This is a genomic window from Dolichospermum sp. UHCC 0406 (assembly GCF_009712025.1).
Lineage (GTDB): Bacteria > Cyanobacteriota > Cyanobacteriia > Cyanobacteriales > Nostocaceae > Dolichospermum > Dolichospermum lemmermannii.
The window spans coordinates 176,780-195,053 of sequence record NZ_VILA01000004.1 but is presented as its reverse complement, the minus strand read 5'-3'; the positions used below and the strand labels follow the sequence as shown (position 1 = coordinate 195,053).

Sequence of the window (18,274 nt, the reverse complement as noted above, 5' to 3'; positions counted from 1 at the left end):
ATTACCAATTACCAAACAGAAAATTTATCAACAACATCCTGAAAATCCTATAATCCTGAAAATCCTGATTCAGACAATTACCAATTACCAAACAGAAAATTTATCAACAACATCCTGAAAATCCTATAATCCTGGAAATCCTGATTCAGACAATTAAAATTACCAAACACCAAACAGAAAATATCAAAACAACATCCTGTAAATCCTATAATCCTGGACATCCTGATTCAGACAATTACCAATTACCAAACACCAAACAGAAAATTTATCAACAACATCCTGTAAATCCTATAATCCTGGAAATCCTGATTCAGACAATTAAAATTACCAAACACCAAACAGAAAATATCAAAACCACATCCTGTAAATCCTATAATCCTGGACATCCTGATATGGCTAACGCCACGCTACGCTATCAGACAATTTCCCCATTCCCTAAAACATCTCAATCTGTTTCATATCATTATTCACTTCCTCCTGTACCTTCTTCTTCCCCCCACCTTTCGCTTTTTTCTTCCCTTTATCATGCAAACCTTCGGCGACTTCCTCCGCGTATCTTTGATGATTTAATTGCAATAATCTATCTAATATTTCTCTGCGTGCATTTTCGCAAATCGTGAAACGGATACCTTGTTTTGTATCATGAAAATCATGATCTAATTCTATATCTTCCCAACCATAAGCAGCAGCTACCGCGTTATCCATTTCTATGTGTAATGTGCGTAATTGTTCTATGTCTGGGTTGGTTTCGTCGGGGTTGTGAAAACGGTTGTAGGTTTTGGTTAATCCCTCTTGACGGGTTAACATGATTTTTTGGCGGTGAGTGTAATATTTTTCGCCTATTTCTTCTAGGTTTGCGGTTGATGTGGGAAAGGGGAATGTTTCAAAACCATCTGTTGGTGAATATCTAATACCTGCATCTCTCATTGTTGAACAAAATTGCCACGCCCAAAAGCTATGAATAGAAGAATTTAACAAGGCAAATATATTGTTAGAATTTATAGGAAATACAACTAATTGTTCACTAAAAACTTGTTTAGCAGGTGCAAAAGAAAAAATCAGTAATTTACTAACTCTAGGTGATACTAACACTCTTTCCTTTTTTGCGATCGCACTATAAAGTTCTGAACGAATTCGCCAAAACTGCCACCAAGGTGCAGATGCAACATCAGCAGCTTTATTTAATCTTTCTGATTTAACTTTTTCTTCTAAAATCGCTAAACAATCAGGATAATCACTTGCATAGGGTCTACCTTTAGGATTTTTCAGGTCATCATGTTCAGCATCTAAAGGCCAATCAAAGAAATTAATCACCCAACGATTTGGAGACTGGTCAGGATTTGTATTCAAATCTTGTCCATTCAAATAAGGAAATAACACATCTTTATTTTTTGCATCCTTTTCAATTAATGTTTGTGCTTCTTCTGGAGTTAAAACAAAACCCATCCCCAAAACATAAGAACCAATAAAAGATTTATTTTGATTTGCTGCTAATTGATAAGGATTACCAGATGCTTTACCAGGATTTGTTAAAAATGCCGTAATTCCATCAACAGGTTTTTCATCTAAAATAAAATCACCATTCCAGCTACCTTTTCTTAACCAAACATAAGCAACTTCTAAATTTGCACTACCCGGCCAAGTTCTACTAGGTACAGCCCGATAAATAGTACAATCTTCTATTAACTGGTCTAACCCTACTTCCCTAGTATCACCTTGAGAAATCGTATTAGTAGCAATTAACCCAAATCCACCATTTTCATTTAATAAATGTTTAGCCTTTAAGAAAAAGTAAGCACAAAAATCAGCATTACCTTTTTTATCTTTTGCAAGCCATTTAACTATAAAATCTCGATATTCTGTACCCAAACTACCAGTAATTTTCTTACCACCCATAAACGGCGGATTTCCCACAAGTGAATCAAAACCTTTTTGGGAATGGGGAATTGGGAATTGGGAATTGGTAGATTTTGATTTTGACGACTTTGATTTTTGAGAACTCGCAGAATTAGCAACCAACGATAAAGAACTATCAATAAAAACTTCAGGAAATTCTAACTCCCAATGAAACGGACACAACTTATCAAAATCGGGTAAAGCCTTACCCATACCATCAGGAATATCCGCACCTTCCCGAAACGAATTTAATAAAGTCTTCCTTAAACCTTCCCTTTCCTTCTCATTCCAATTATTCAAATAACTCCCCACCAATAAATTACAACCTTGACGTAAATCAAAACAAATTGCTTCAGCCTTTGTCAATAAAAACGCCTTGCGATTTTGGTCTTCTGGAGTCAACACAGGTAACGCTGCAATTTCTCGCCGTAAATCCACCACCTTATCAATTTCTCGGCGAATTTCCTCAGCAAATAATTCCGGTGTTCCAGTAATATCTAAATTCCAATAACGCAACTGTTCCAAACTCACACCAATTAACGAATCACCACATTTAAAAGCATGATCTAAAAACGTAAACGGACGGTTTTTTTGCAACGTTATCAACCATAAAGATAACTTCGCCATTTCCACCGCCAACGGATTTTTATCCACCCCATACAAACACCTATCCGCAATAATCCGCCGCGCCACCGTCAAGCGTTCATCAGCTTCCTTGGGAATTACGCACTCCTGCGGTACAGATTTTGACAGCGTACCCTCCGGCGCTACCACCACCTTACCAGGATTGGCCTTTTCGGCATTTTCCCAGGCTTCCACCAACCTTTCCGCCAAATAGCGACAAGTCTGCACCAAAAACGCCCCCGAACCCATAGCCATATCGCATATTTTCAACTGTAATAACTCAGCCGCAGATTTAAGTCGCCATTCCTGCTGCGGTTTCCCCTCCGCTACACCCTCATATACCAAAGGTTCTAAAGTGTACTTGACAATTTCCTCAGTTAAATTCCGGGGTGTGTAGTGAGTTCCCGTTTCCCTTCTATCAGTCCCCTGAGTCACATACACACTACCAGCAGGAATCACCACCGGATAACCCAAGGTATCCAACCGCACCAACCCCGCCAAAGGACGCACCTGGTTAAACAAATCCAGATCATTATTACAAGCAGTTGATAAACGTTGTTCCTCATAGCTTGTTAATTCCACCTGCAAAGCCTTTTTTAAAGCCGTCTCTGACCTGCCAGTAGCTTTTTTGAGAAATTTAATCAAATCAGGATTATCTTCCAGCTTAGGCTTTTTATTTCCCACTCCCATTTCTAAATTCTTCATTCTAAATTCTTCATTCTTTATTCCCAATTCCCCTAACTCAATTTCCGGTTCTTGATACTTAGTCCCCACCAGTCCCAACACCGGGGAAGTTGCCCTAACTGCCGTATGGTCAAGTAACCCTTCATACACATGACCAATTTGTTCAATATCCAAAGCCCGGAAAGATAACCTGCGTGGTTCTACAGTTCCCGCGACTTTAATTTGTAATATCTGCAAGGCTTCCAACAAATGCAACACAATCCGGTTATTTACGGGAATAGGTGCGGCTGAACTCGTTTCCCAGCTTGTCCCCTCCGTCCTTCCTTCCAAAAACGGAAACCTATCGGGGTCAAATAAACTCCCACCATAAGCCGGTAACTTTAAACTATCATGATCTACACCAGCATAAACCGCCCGAAAAGTTGCCAACAACCGACACCAAGCATCATAACGCCGTTCTAAAATTTCCTCTCCTTCCTTATCTGCTTTTTGCTGTAACTGTTCCCGAATCGTCGAAACGGCATAATACAGATCATAAATCGGGTCGCCCAACAATAGCAAACCCCGTTCCTCTGCGGAAAACAGAAACACCAACCGCATCATTATAGTTAAAGCCGCTTGATAAAGTTGAGTTTCGGAAATTCCTGTTAATAAAGTCCGGTTTCTATCTTGGTCTATGCGGTCTAACGCTTGTACCAACACCTCCACAGCCTTACGGACTTGATACCCCAGTTGGTCTGTAACTTCCTGTTGGTCTGTGAGACTATCAGCTAAAAGTTGTTCTAAAATTTGCGAATTATCAACACTAAAAAAGCGGTAAGCACTCAACAAACTTTTAAAAGCCCGCAAAGTGATATGTTCTTCTAACCACAGACTACTGTACCAAGAAATATAACCAGCAGTTTCTCCCCTGGGTGCATTAACTAACATCCAATGTTCGCCATTTGTCACCAACCCCAACCGCACATTACAAGCGTGTAACAATTCCATCATTCTAGTTGCAGGACTAGCTTTCCAACGCTTATCAGCTAAGGGTTTTTCTAAACTTTGGTTTGCGGGGACTATCTGCACCAATAACCGGACTTTCCCCACACCTCCTTTTCCCCCCAGAGGTGCAGGTTCAACTACCACCCAGTCAGGACGTAAAGTTTCACCATGTTGGGCAATATTAGCATAAAGACCTGTGGGGATACTTTGCCCTTTTAATAGCACTTCATCAGGTAATTCTAAAGTCTGTTGTAAAACAAAATTTACCCAAGCGCGATGAATCGCCACCTCTGGTTTCACACCATTTTGATTATCTTGCCATTCTTGATAAGCTAACCGTAACATTTTTAAATGTTCTGGATCATGGGCATCCAAACCAGTGGGAAAAGCCTTTAAAAGTACGGGTAAACTCAGAAACGGACCAGAAGCTTCAACTAAAGATAACCATTCAGCGTGATGACGGGCGGTAGACATAATTGGGAATTGGGTAATAATTTGTCAGAATCAGGATATCCAGGATTTAAGGATGTACAGGATGGGATAACAATTGAAAATTAATTATCTGTTAAAAATCCGCGTTTATCGGCGTTTATCCGCGTTCAATCATCTATTATTTGTAGATAGTATTTTGTCAGAATCAGGATATCCAGGATTTAAGGATTTTCAGGATGTTTTTGATAAATTGTCTGTGAATAGTTGACATTATAAAATACTTTTACCTTAATAGTCAACTCATTATAATAGCCAGGGAATAAATTCCCTGTCTAAAAGCTAAAGTCGGTTAAAACCGACTATTTTTATGAGAAATTTTCTTATTTATTGTCTAAACATGGCTAACGCCACGCTACGCTATCAGACAATTCCCTATTTAAAATTATCTAAATTAGCTTCATTCATATATTCAATCATAAATTGATCCACATTTTCAGGAAAATCACCATTTTCAACTTTTTTAGTAAACACTTGGTAACAATCTTTTTTATCCCCTTCCTTACGCGGAAAACCTAACCACAGAATAATAATTATCTTTTGTTCTTTAAAAACCCTAAAAAACAATCTATATCTTTCTGGTAGTCCCATTTTTTTGAGACGACCATACTTTTGTAAAGGTTTTTGTAAAATGAAATATGACGCAAAAGGGTCTTGGGTAATTTTTTCTTTAATCCCAATATTTAACGCTTTTAATAATTTCGCGTCTGGATGTTTGATAAATTCCTCTTTGGGTAATTCATCTTTTAATTTTTTCACCTTATCACGCAATTCTATCCATTGGGTACTAAATAATGGGTCAAAAAATATCTGCCACCCATTACAAGTAAATGCAGCTTCCCTATTCTCCATTTCCTATTCCCCAATTTCTACATTTGCTACTAAATCATCTATTTCTTCGCTCATTTCCTGGGTGTACATAACCAATTTATCAGGATTTTTTATAGCATCTTGCATGAGAAAATCTAAAAATAAACTTAACATCACACTTTCATCTTCATCATCATTATTAGTATCATCCGTATCTAATTTTACTAACAATGTGTTATCAGATAATACCTGTAAATAACCTGAAGCATTAGCTAAATGGGGATAATCTTTAAAAAAAGATTGCGGGAGACGAAACCCATTTTGATTACCAATTTTTGCAGGATTAATAGGATAAATTTTATCAGCCATAATGTTTTTATGTAACTGGTTTTTCCCAAGTATATATTTTTATTATAACATAAGTTATAACTTATGTTATAATTCTTAACAATCACATCCTGAAAATCCTTAAATCCTGGTTATCCTGATATGGCTAACGCCACGCTATCAGACAAATAACAAATATCAAACACCACCCAGAAAATATCCAAATAACATCCTGTAAATCCTTAAATCCTGGACATCCTGTTCGCGCAGCGTGGCGTTAGCCATTTCAGATAAAAAAATCAAAAACACCCCATGAAAAAACCTAAAATTACATCCTGTAAATCCTCAAATCCTGGACATCCTGATTCTGACAAAATTAATCCCAATTCCCTATTTCGCCAATTTCTGCGGAACTAAATAAATAACCGCTAACGGAAATAGTCTAGGTGTCGGATTTGTAAACCGCGCTTTCACTGCTGCAACTTCCCTTTCAACTTCTGCGGGAATTTGTGCCAATCTCACCTTTAAACTATTAACATTACGCTCAAACTGTTCTTTTTCTGCCGTATTAAACAATTCCAACTGCTTAATCTCCGGTTCATTTAATTCTTGTTCAATACTCCTTTGTAATTCTGTTAAAATAGCAGTAATATCCGCCGCTTCTTTTTCCGCCCGATTGCTTAAATCTCGCTGCAAACTCTTAGCCCTATCTTGCATTCGCACTTGCAAAGATTGCATTAATAAATCTGCATGACTATTCCATAAACTCTCTAAAGTCTTTCTGATCTTTTCCGGTGCTAAATCTGGTAAAACTGCCGATAATGCGGCTTCAATTTGCTTCACACCCAAGCGGTTAAATTTACCTTCCTTTAATAAACCTCCCGCTGTAATTACCTCTTCATGTAATCGCTGTTGGTCACTTCCTAATATTACCAATCTCCCATAAGCAATTACCGCCGGTGTCTCTAAAACTGAATTAGGAACTAATCGCGCCGTCACGCGATTTAATGATTTTTTTCCCTCTTTTGACCACACTTCCGCCCTTAACAAACGTAAACACATTTGCACCAACCGATGATTCAAATGCGCCAATACTACATCATCTCGACCGTGGGATAATTCAGGGTCAAAAACAATAGGACGAATTACTTTTGTATGGGGATGTGCTAACCCTTCACTACAAGCTGCCCAACTACTTTTCAAAGGTGGTAAATAAAAAGCTTTCCCGGTTACTTCTGCTAAATTAGCCTCAATTAACCCTGGTTGTTCTGCTAATTCCAACCCAATCTTTACCACTGCTTCAATATTATTTGGTGTCAGTCGTAAATGTTGACGAGTTTCATTTAATTGTTCTCGTAATTTTTCAATTTGTTCCCGGACTTGACGCTCAAATTTTAACATCCGGCGGACAGGTTCTGATTCCTTTTCTGCTACTGTTGTATCTAAAATAGTCCGTTTTCCCATCATTGCTTCTTCTACTTGGGCAGCAATAACTGGGCCAACTTTTCCCAAATCTTCCCGAATATTATTAACCTTTAAAGCTGCCCGCATGAGAAATTCTAAATCCCCTTCTAGTTCTCCCGGTTTAATTCCTTGGGTGCTATTTTGCTGATAATCTTTACCGACAAAGTGATAAATTAATACTTCTGAAGCCTTTTGTCCATGTCTATCTATCCGCCCATTTCTTTGTTCCATGCGGTTAGGATTCCAAGGGATTTCATAATGAATTAACCGCGAACAAAAGTTTTGTAAATCTAAACCTTCACTGGCTGCATCTGTAGCTAATAAAATTCGCACTGGGGAAATATCAGGATGAGCTTGAAATGCCGCTTTTACCTGTTCTCTGTCGTCTGATTTCATCCCCCCATATAGAGTCATTAACCTTTCTTCCTGGACTAATCCTTGTGCCGCTAAGAGGTTATATAACCATTTTTGTGTGGCTCGATATTCTGTGAAAATAATGACTCTTTCATTAGACCATTTTCCATCTGGTTTAATATAAGTATGAATCCAGTTGAGGAGTTCTTTGGCTTTAGCATCAGCTAATCTCGCTGCTGTTTCTGCCCATTGCAACATTTGGGTTAATAAACTTTGTTCTTCAGGATTTAATTCTCTAAATAACCGAGTTGTATGAGTAATTGCTTCATCTGTAGATTCTTCATAAACATCATCATCAGCAAAATCTTCTTCAATTTCTTGTAACTGTCGCCGCAAAATTCCTTCACTGGGTCGAGATAAACTAGATGCTGTGCGACGACGGGCAGTAGTTAATGATTGTTGGTGTTGTTCTAAGGTACTAGCAAAAGCTGCTGGTGAAGAAAATAGGCGTTTTTTTAAGAGTTTTAACACAAATTCAGTGGCATATTTTTCTGTATTATCTGCCACGCCCTTGCAGCGTAATTCTGTATATCTTTTTAAGGCAGCGTGGGCTTGACGTTCTGCGGCTGGATAATCTACAGAAATGGCTGCTAATTGGCGTTTAGGAAATAGTGGTGAACCATCCCAATTTTGCATTTCCTGTTTTAACCTGCGTACCATCACCACCTGTAATTGTTTCCTGTCTGGTGTTACCCCCCGTGCAAACCGTTGAGAATCGAGTAATTCTAATAAAGCGGTGAAACTTTCGGGGTAGCCGTTATGGGGTGTGGCAGTCAAAAATAACTTATGTTCAAAGTGGGGGACTAATAGCCGAATAGCAGCCGTTCTCATGGAATCTACGGCATATTTGCCCCCACCAGAGGGGGCAACGTTATGGGCTTCATCAACGATTAATAAATCAAACCTGCGGGGGTAGAGAGATTCCCCTTCACCTGGTAATATTTCTCCCAACAGACGTAAAGGGCGATCGCGTTTCAAAAAATCTATGGAAGTAATTAACCGGGGAAAATGTTGCCAAGGGTTTACATGAATACCCCGTTTCCTTCGCAGTTCTTTCATTAATGCACTGTCAACAATCCGAAAATCCAAACCAAATTTATCCCGCATCTGTTCTTGCCATTGCACTTGTAGCGAAGATGGACAAACTATGACAATCCGATGGCAACGATGACGAATAATTAATTCTTGGGCTACTAAACCAGCTTCTATGGTTTTACCTAAACCCACATCATCAGCAATTAATAAGTTAACACGGGGCATTTGAATTGCCCGTACTACCGGATCTAATTGATAATCTTCAATATCTATACCACTGCGAAAAGGTGACTGCACAGTGCGAATATCAGCCGTTGAAGCTGCACCCCATCGTACTGCATCGAGAAAAGCATCTAACCGTTCTGGTGAGTCAAAACCTTTGGGTTGGGGTAATTCCATTTTTTCATAAATATGCGCCCCCACTTCCAATTCCCATATAACCTGTAGTTCTTCTCCCAAACCATCATCTTCTACAGAAGAGAGTTTGACCAAATGCTGGGTTTTTGTCACTCCACCCAACACGGGGTTAGTGGGTAAGCTGGTATGATGAACATCACTGACAACATATTGACGCGATCGCACATTCACCAGTTGACCTTGTTCGGGAATAGCTCTAACTACGGTCATAAGTAATTCAAGATAAAATGAGTCTGGTGTTTAGCCTGTTGGTAATTTAGCATTTAAATACACATCATATGAAATCCACTCCAACGCATGACTTTCACTCGTCCAACTTTCGGGTCTTCCACTTCTAAAGTTTCAGTTGCCTCGGGCCAAGTCTCCGTCCTTTAGTAACTGCTTAATCTCACTTAAAGATAGATTTTCATGAATAACTTTATCTAGTAGTTCCCTACGTTCATCTTCATCTTTAACTTTAGCGATCGCCCTAGCTTTGGTGGATTCTCGTTGACCCTGCCGCAAGGTTTCCAAGACATCATCGGGTAAATTCAACAATGGCAAACGACTAGTACCGCAGGGCGGAAGTCAAAAGTCATTACATATCTTGATTTCGATTAAAGAACAAACCATCAAATTAAAAACTATTGGGCTGACGATTATTAGCTTGTATTCCCTAAATATATTTACTCATTGTCGCCTCAAAAGAAATTGCAGATCCTTATACTCCTGTAAACCTTTGCAACTTTTTGCCCCATCTCTAGGTTTTAGTCAATATAGTAAAGACAACTAACTTATCGATCGCCATGCGATTCCTAGGTCGCGCTAGTTCCCTCCGGGACGCAATGCGAACGCTATCGCGCATTTCCGCAACCATGACATGACTCAGCCCTGCAAAACTTAGGGCGGTCATAAAAACGAAACATTAGGGATTTAAGCCCCAAAGGAGAGCAAAACATGGCTCTAGAGCCTTGCACGGAAGTTCCTGTTCAAACATATAGTCCCAAAGCTATCGCTGATATCCCCGTACTCAAAGAACGAGGACAGAGAGAAGTATTTTGTGGCTTGACAGGTATTGTCTGGCTGCACCGCAAAATGCAGGATGCTTTTTTTCTGGTGGTGGGATCGCGTACCTGCGCCCATTTGATCCAATCTGCGGCTGGCGTAATGATTTTTGCGGAGCCAAGATTTGGTACAGCCATTCTCGGTGAACGGGATTTGGCAGGACTCGCTGATGCTAATGACGAATTAGACCGTGTTGTTGATCAGTTACTAGAGCGCCGCCCTGACATTGGGACATTATTTTTAGTGGGATCATGTCCCTCTGAAGTAATTAAGCTCGATCTTGCCAAAGCTGCGGAACGACTCAACCAGAGATTTTTTCCTAAAGTTCGGATTCTTAATTATTCAGGTAGTGGCATCGAAACCACCTTTACCCAAGGCGAAGATGCCTGTTTGGGATCGATGGTTCCCGTACTGCCCCGCAGCGATGAGCCAAGCCTGATGATAGTTGGTAGCCTCGCAGATGTCGTAGAAGACCAGTTCCAAAGACTTTTTGACAAAATGGGGATGGGTCCGGTTTATTTCTTCCCGCCGCGCCGTGCTGCTGATTTGCCCCCCATCGGCAAGGGTACAAAATTATTATTAGCCCAACCATTTTTAAGCGATACCGTGCGATCGCTGATTTCGCTTGGTGGGACATTATTACCATCGCCTTATCCCTTTGGGATCGAAGGGACGACTGCTTGGTTAAAAACCGCCGCCGATGCTTTCAATGTTGATAACGATAAATTTGAACAGGCCATCGCCCCCGCCGCTAGTCGTGGCAAAGTTGCGCTAGATCGCTATCGTCAAGCCCTGACAGGTCGCAAGGCTTTCCTATTTCCCGACTCACAATTAGAAATACCTTTAGCCCGTTTCTTATCGAGAGAATGTGGCATGGAGCTAGTCGAAGTTGGCACACCTTATATCGATCGCCTATTGATGGACAGCGAAATTAACCTGTTGCCAGTTGGGACAGCTTTATCAGAAGGTCAGGATGTGGAAAAGCAACTCGATCGCTGTCGTGGGGCGAAACCCGATATCACAGTCTGTGGGCTTGGCCTAGCCAATCCTCTCGAAGCTGAAGGGATGGCTACAAAATGGTCAATCGAGTTGGTATTTTCACCGATTCACGGTTACGACCAAGCCGCCGATTTAGCCGAGTTGTTTGCGCGTCCGCTTGAGAGACGTAGAAGATTAACAGTCTAAGAAATAGAGCGCGAAGCACTCTATATTCTTATTGATTTTTTTATATTGACATATACTAACCACGGCTAAAATATGGACTTTTAGAGAATCACAAAAACCCTAGATGTGCAGGGGTTTAGCACTACTAAACCCTATAGAATCAAATAATTAAACCGTGTTCAGTATAACCTATGGAACTAACTCTCTGGACTTACGAAGGTCCTCCCCATGTCGGGGCTATGCGAATCGCGACAGCTATGGAAGGAGTGCATTATGTGCTTCATGCGCCCCAGGGCGACACCTATGCTGACTTACTATTTACGATGATCGAAAGACGCGATCGCCGGCCGCCTGTCACCTATACGACTTTTCAGGCTCGCGATCTTGGCGGTGACACTGCCGAAATGGTTAAGACTTCGGTTCGCGACGCTTACGATCGCTTTAAGCCCCAAGTAATGCTAGTTGGTGAAAGCTGTACTGCCGAACTGATTCAAGATCAACCAGGCTCATTAGCAAAGAGCATGGGATTGCCGATCCCCGTCGTGAGTTTGGAATTACCTGCCTATTCCAAAAAGGAAAATTGGGGCGCTAGTGAAACGCTGTATCACCTAGTCCGCACTTTACTCCTGCCCGTTGTTCCGCCACCGAATACACCAAGACCTAAACGCGATCCCCAGATTCGTCCTCAAGCGAACATCATTGGTCCCACAGCGCTAGGATTTCGTTGTCGTGACGATATTCGCGAAGTCGTGAAGTTACTTGCTGAGATCGGCGTAGATGTGAATGTGATCGCCCCGATGGGATCGACTCCCGATGACTTGAAGCGGATTCCTGATGCGGATTTTAATATTTGCCTCTATCCCGAAATTGCCCTGACAACTTGTACTTGGCTCACCCGTAGTTTCGGACAGCCTGTGATCAAGACCGTTCCCATTGGTGTCAGTGCAACCCGTGATTTCATTGCCGAAATTGGCAAGGTTGCGGACATTGATGTGAGTGACGCTCTAGCACGATCGCAGTCTGACACGTTGGGAAACTGGGATGCAGCGCGTATTTCTACTGCCGCTAATCCTAACGCTTCTCGACTTCCTTGGTATTCGCGATCAGTTGACTCTACCTATTTAACAGGTAAGCGCGTTTTCATCTTTGGTGATGCCACCCACGCTCTCGCCGCCGCCAGAATCGCTACGGAAGAATTAGGCTTTACCCTTGTCGGGCTTGGAACCTATAGCCGTGAATTTGCGCGGGAAGTCCGCGAAGTTGCCAAGAAACATGGACTCGAAGCCGTGATTAGTGATGACTATTTAGCTGTCGAAGCCAAGGTTGCCGAAGCTGCTCCAGAACTAGTGCTTGGCACTCAGATGGAACGACATATTGCCAAACGCTTGGGTATCCCTTGCGCGGTAATTTCTGCACCGATTCACGTTCAAGATGTGCCTGCGCGTTACTCACCCCAAATGGGTTGGGAAGGTGCGAATGTGATTTTTGATAGCTGGGTACATCCCTTGATGATGGGTCTGGAAGAACATTTAATTGGTATGTTCAAGGAAGATTTCGAGTTTGCCGAAGGTCATATCAGCCATCTGCATACTGCCCCATCGCAAGAATCACGCGCCCTAGAGTCCAGATCTCCCGAACAGGCGATCGCCTCTATCAGTAATCTCACCAGTAATCTCTCCAATAATTCCGATCAAGTTATTCTCACGCCCCTAGCGGAAGCCCTTGAAGGAGTCTCTTGGAGTGCGGACGGTGAAGCCGAGCTAAAGAAAATCCCCTTCTTTGTCCGCGGCAAAATCAAGCGCAATACCGAGAAATTTGCCAGCGATCGCGGGATCACCTCGATTACTTCAGAAACTCTCTACGAAGCAAAAGCAGCGATCGGCAAGTAAAACCCTCACCCCCCAGCCCCCTCTCCCATAGGGAGAGGGGGAGCAAAAAAATTATTGATATTAGGAGTCTATTTTGGCAGTTTTAACATCACATCCACCATCAGTTACCAAATGCGAAGAATCAGAAGGTAGCGTTCAGGTATTCCAAGATCCATCAATGGTAATTGAAGGTGCTTTAGTTATCGCCGTTTATGGCAAAGGCGGTATCGGTAAATCGACAACATCCTCCAATCTATCCGCAGCATTCTCGCACCTCGGTAAACGAGTATTGCAAATTGGTTGCGATCCTAAGCATGACAGCACCTTTACACTCACCAAAAGAATGGTTCCCACGGTCATCGATGTTCTCGAAACCGTTGACTTCCATTCCGAAGAGTTGCAAACCGATGACTTCATGTTTGAAGGTTATAACGGCGTAATGTGTATTGAAGCTGGTGGACCTCCCGCAGGTACTGGCTGTGGTGGCTATGTTACAGGTCAAACCGTGAAGCTGCTCAAAGAACATCACTTGCTCGAAGACACCGATGTTGTGATTTTCGATGTACTTGGCGACGTGGTTTGTGGTGGCTTTGCGGCTCCTTTGCAACATGCTCATTACTGCTTGATCGTTACTGCTAACGATTTTGACTCGATCTTCGCCATGAATCGCATTGTCGCCGCCATCCAATCGAAGGCGAAAAACTATCGCGTTCGCCTCGGTGGCATCATCGCTAACCGTAGCGAAGGAACTGATCAAATTGACAAATTTAACGATCGCGTTGGCTTGAAAACCTTGGCGCATTTCCGCACCGTTGACGCAATTCGCCGCAGTCGTTTGAAAAAATGTACTGTGTTTGAAATGGAGCCTGATCCTGAGGTTCTGGAAGTACAGCAAGAATATCTCAAGCTGGCGAAAGGGATGCTTGAAGATGCGACACCCTTGTATGCTCAACCCCTCAAGGATCGCGAAATTTTTGATCTACTAGGTTTTGACTAATCATCAAAAAACTCACTAAGCGAAGGCTTTTTGATTTGGAATTTAACGAAAAAATGCAGGCGTAATCCATGAATTGCACCTGCATTTTTTGTGTCATACTTAACTAAAAGCCACTATAGTAGCGACTTGAACGCGCCATTGCCGCAATTTTCGATTAAACTATTAATCAATTGCTATACAGTACTTCCCGGTGTTATGAGGTACATATCTAGCGGGCAAGACTTGTACTGAGCAAGCGATGCCCTGAGCCTGTCGAAGGGTCGAAGTATGCCCGCACTACAAGAGTTTCATGATTCAACTTTGTACCTCATAAGAGCGGAAACCGCTGTATGATGTTTTTTCTCACGCAGAGACGCAGAGAGGAATTAAGAGTTTGGTTTAAGGATTTTGAAATCCATATTGTTTTTGACGGTCTTCAAATCTATATTCACGGTTGTAGTTATCATCTGGATCATAGCCAATATCGCCAACAAAGCAGAAGGAAACAGCTAAGTTAAAGGTTCTTTTTTCAAATACAAATTCTTTTTCTGGTGGCATTTTACGAAAGTCGTTTTTAAACTTTTTCCATTCTCTTTGGTTATGTCTATCCATAAATATATCTAAATTCTGTAAGTGATTCAGACATTCATCTTTGGGTATTTTGATTGTATCTTCATCGTTTTCTTCAAACTTTAAATAAATCTCTTCTAATAATTTCCGCATTTCTTTGGGATATCTTCCAGCTAAAGCGAGAAACGCAATTAATGTTTGTTTGTATTCTTTTTTTGGTTCTTGTTTCCATGTTTTGTCATTGGCTGCTGGAGTCCAGATAATTTTAATGACTTTGCAAATATTAACCAGTCGCTTTGCGGTTCTGGGAGTTAAATCAACGTGCTGACAACATTCTGATATCCACTCGAACTCCTCGGAAGTGAATTTCTGACAATCAACTAACGAGGTTGGATTTTCAGAATTTGGGCTTTTTTCACCATCATTTTCTTTGTTATTATTTTCTTTAGTTCTGGGTTCAGAAATTTTATCAGAATAAGTATAGAATTCCATATGTCCTTTTTCAGAATAATCCTCCCACATAGTTATTTTTTCTTTTTGAGGTTGATCTTTTTGAGGTTGATCTTCAATATCTATCAAAGAACTTAAATATTTTCCTGTCACATCTTTGTTAATGGGTCGCATTCTGTAGGGAATTTGGATAATTTTCTCTAAATAATCAACACCTGAAGGAGTACCACCACGTTTTAAAACTCCTCTATAAACTTGTTCTAAAGCACGACCAATATAACGGTCATCTATTGCTAAGACAATGATAAAAATATTCGTATTTAACAATAGTTGTACTGCTTCTAAAACTTGAACAACTTTATCAGGAGGACAACGATCTAAATCATCTATATATAAAACTATTCTCGCTGGTCCTCTGGGGAAATATTTTTTAAGAACTTCGAGTTTGTCGGGATTTGTATGTGCTGGTATATAGGTTAAATGTTCTGATAAATCTTTCAAATCATTTTGAACTTGGTTCATTAATCCCAGTCGTTTTTGATAAGAATCATCCTCTAATCTGTTATTGACAAAATCTAATAAAGATGGATATTGATAGCTTAACCCAACACGCTGTTTCTGTTCCTCAATTTTTACTTTTATTGATTCAATATTCTGCTGGTTTTTATCTTTTGCATCTTTAATTGCTTTATCCTTTTTAGCAGCTAGTTTCTGTTTTATCTCTTCGGTATCTTTTTTCGCTGATTGAAAATCTTTGTAAATCTTGAATATAAAATTAATGTGTTCTTTAAAGTTTTTATTGTCTTTGAATAAAGTATATATACTAACTATACCTGTTAAAAATGTAGTTAAGGAAGCTATAACACTAGCAATCCAGGGTTTTAGTGCTGGTAAAATATAAGGTAAAACATGAAATCCCAAAATATAAGCTATGAGTATGACAACTAATATTATTAATATAATGCCAGATAACTTATTTAAATTTTGTTGGTCTTGACAAAATTCCCATAATCCAATTATTTTTATTTTTATTTGAGATAAAAAACTATTAACTGTTTTATGATTTTGTAATATCTTATTTATTGGATTATCTTTAGGTGAATTTTCATTATCAATTAAATCTCCGACTTCTTTAATTAGTTGATATTTATTTAATTTATTGAATTGGTTAAAAATAGGAATTTTCTTTTCTAAATCTTCTTTATCTTCAAAACCATATAATTTTAATAAAAAATTGAAAGCATCTTTATTTTTACTCAATTTATCAAGTTGAATGAGAAACGAAATAACTATATTTATGCGGTGATATTTTTTATTTACTTGTTTTTCATTTATCTGATTCTTATTGTTTATTTTTAATTCTTCTTGTTGAAGTTCGATTTCTAAATTTTGTAGTTCTTCTTGTTGTTCTTTTCTAACTAGGCTAAAAATACCCCAAAGGGTATTCCCATTAACATTTTTTCCTCTTAACTTCTTAAATACTTCCTGAAAGTTAGACTCTAATGCCTTTCTATCACTACCACTCATCTGATTGAGGACACCCCAAATATCACCTCCTGCTAAATCATTTTCTCCAACATCTCTTAACTGCTGTTCTAACGTTAATTGTCGGTCAAGTTGCTCAAAAATAGTCTGCATTAAACTTGCCCACAAATCAGATTTAGCATAACTCCAGGCGTTAAATTTAATTTGATAAACATGACCAACATAAAGAGAAAGATCCTTTTCTTTTCCCGGTTCACCCCACGTTTGTTTTCCATTTAGTTGTTGACAACGAATTTTGGTAATTTGTTTTTCTATCAGGTGCATTCCAAAGGATTTTCCGCTACCCCAACTGCCTAAAATTGCCACCGCTAAAGGAGGTTCAAGACTTCGCAACATTAACACATCAGCTAAAGATTCTAGTTCCTTGGTTACATCTAGAGAGTCTTCACCAGTTGCTTTATCATTACTAAAAGCTTGGGAAATACGATGAATATTTAACCCCTGCCAACGCCAAACTTTGATACCATCTGTACTAGCACTGATGATGTAGTCTTCCAACGGATCAAAGACAACAGAATAAACCGGGCTTTTATGTTTTCCGATAATTATTTGCCGCTTGCGCTGGGGGTCGGAAATATCCCACAACCGCACTGTATTGTCACTACTACCACTTACAATCATGCTACCGTCGGGACTAAACGCTACTGACCTGACATCATCTGCATCACCCAGGAAAGGTTGACCGATAGCTTTTCCAGTTTTGACATCCCATAACCTCACTTTGCGTTCCCAACTGCTACTGATAATCATGCTACCGTCGGGACTAAACGCTACTGACCTGATATAATTTTCATGACCAAGGAAAGGTTGACCGATAGCTTCTCCAGTTTCAACATCCCATAACCTCACCTTGTTGTCACGACCACCACTGACAACCTTACCACCGTCGGGACTAAAAGCTACTGACTTGACAAAATCTTCATGAAACCAGGAAGGTCTATCTATAGCTTGTCCAGTTGTGACATTCCATAACTTCACTCTGGTATCATCACCACCACTGACAACCATACTGCCATCGTGATTAAAGGCTACTGACTTGACATAATTTCCATGAAACCAGGAAGGTCTATCTATAGCTGTTATAGCTGTTTCACTGGTGACATCCCATAACCGTACTTTTCTGTCACTACCACCACTAACTAGCATACTGCCGTCGTGATTAAATGCTACTGACCAGACCGGACTTTTATGACCTTGATAACTTAACAACTTTGTCTCAGTTAGCAAATTCCAAATCTCAATAGTGCCATCTTTTAAACCCACAGCAACGCGTTTCCGTCCCTGGGGTGATATCGCTAATGTATATACCGGACTCTTGAACTCAGCAAGGTGCTTTTCTGGTTCTGGGGTTGTTGGTTCTAGGTCTTGGGGCGCTTCCATACCAGTAGTGTTACCAGTCGCGTGTGGATGTTACTGGTTTATACTATGTTGCTCTTTTGTTGTAAAGAGTTTTATACGTTTGTTTACGTTTCTCTTTTTTATCCCCTGCCTCCTGCACCCCTAGGAACTG

9 protein-coding genes are annotated in these 18,274 nt (G+C 40.3%); 3 read left to right on the top strand and 6 right to left on the bottom strand.

Annotation, left to right across the window (positions count from 1 at the left end; all coding sequences use genetic code 11):
- Positions 1-435: 435 nt before the first annotated feature.
- The 5 genes from FJR09_RS05605 to FJR09_RS05585 all read right to left on the bottom strand — a co-directional run bounded on the left by FJR09_RS05605 (position 436) and on the right by FJR09_RS05585 (position 9,690).
- Entirely contained in the window at positions 436-4,665 is a 4,230-nt protein-coding gene (locus tag FJR09_RS05605) for an Eco57I restriction-modification methylase domain-containing protein (protein ID WP_168653051.1), read from the bottom strand.
- 390 nt (positions 4,666-5,055) lie between these two features.
- Positions 5,056-5,532 carry a type II toxin-antitoxin system YhaV family toxin gene (locus FJR09_RS05600; RefSeq protein WP_168650437.1) on the bottom strand — a complete coding sequence of 159 codons (477 nt, stop codon included), beginning with the start codon at positions 5,530-5,532 and terminating at the stop codon, positions 5,056-5,058.
- A 3-nt stretch (positions 5,533-5,535) separates the two neighbouring features.
- Positions 5,536-5,859, bottom strand: a complete 324-nt coding sequence (locus tag FJR09_RS05595; RefSeq protein ID WP_168653052.1) for a hypothetical protein — start codon at positions 5,857-5,859, stop codon at positions 5,536-5,538.
- Between the two features lie 348 nt (positions 5,860-6,207).
- The gene (gene drmD, locus FJR09_RS05590) at positions 6,208-9,357 is read right to left on the bottom strand and encodes a DISARM system SNF2-like helicase DrmD (protein WP_168653053.1); all 3,150 of its coding nucleotides are present in this window, start codon (positions 9,355-9,357) and stop codon (positions 6,208-6,210) included.
- Between the two features lie 132 nt (positions 9,358-9,489).
- The gene (locus FJR09_RS05585; RefSeq protein ID WP_015079919.1) at positions 9,490-9,690 is read right to left on the bottom strand and encodes a hypothetical protein; all 201 of its coding nucleotides are present in this window, start codon (positions 9,688-9,690) and stop codon (positions 9,490-9,492) included.
- Positions 9,691-10,083: 393 nt separating this feature from the next.
- Here FJR09_RS05585 and FJR09_RS05580 point away from each other — a divergent pair, with 393 nt between their 5' ends.
- The 3 genes from FJR09_RS05580 (at position 10,084) to bchL (ending at position 14,220) form a co-directional block, all read left to right on the top strand.
- On the top strand, positions 10,084-11,376 hold the full coding sequence (locus tag FJR09_RS05580; protein WP_168634234.1) for a ferredoxin:protochlorophyllide reductase (ATP-dependent) subunit N: 1,293 nt from the start codon (positions 10,084-10,086) through the stop codon (positions 11,374-11,376).
- A gap of 170 nt (positions 11,377-11,546) precedes the next feature.
- Complete coding sequence (gene bchB / locus FJR09_RS05575) at positions 11,547-13,244, top strand: ferredoxin:protochlorophyllide reductase (ATP-dependent) subunit B (protein WP_168653054.1); 1,698 nt, start codon at positions 11,547-11,549, stop codon at positions 13,242-13,244.
- A 73-nt stretch (positions 13,245-13,317) separates the two neighbouring features.
- Positions 13,318-14,220 (top strand): ferredoxin:protochlorophyllide reductase (ATP-dependent) iron-sulfur ATP-binding protein, encoded by a 903-nt coding sequence (bchL, locus tag FJR09_RS05570; protein WP_015079916.1) that lies wholly within the window; start codon positions 13,318-13,320, stop codon positions 14,218-14,220.
- Between the two features lie 378 nt (positions 14,221-14,598).
- Here the strand turns inward: bchL and FJR09_RS05565 are convergent, their stop codons facing one another.
- Positions 14,599-18,144, bottom strand: coding sequence for a P-loop NTPase fold protein (locus tag FJR09_RS05565; protein ID WP_015079915.1), 3,546 nt, complete (start codon positions 18,142-18,144; stop codon positions 14,599-14,601).
- Positions 18,145-18,274: the final 130 nt, after the last annotated feature.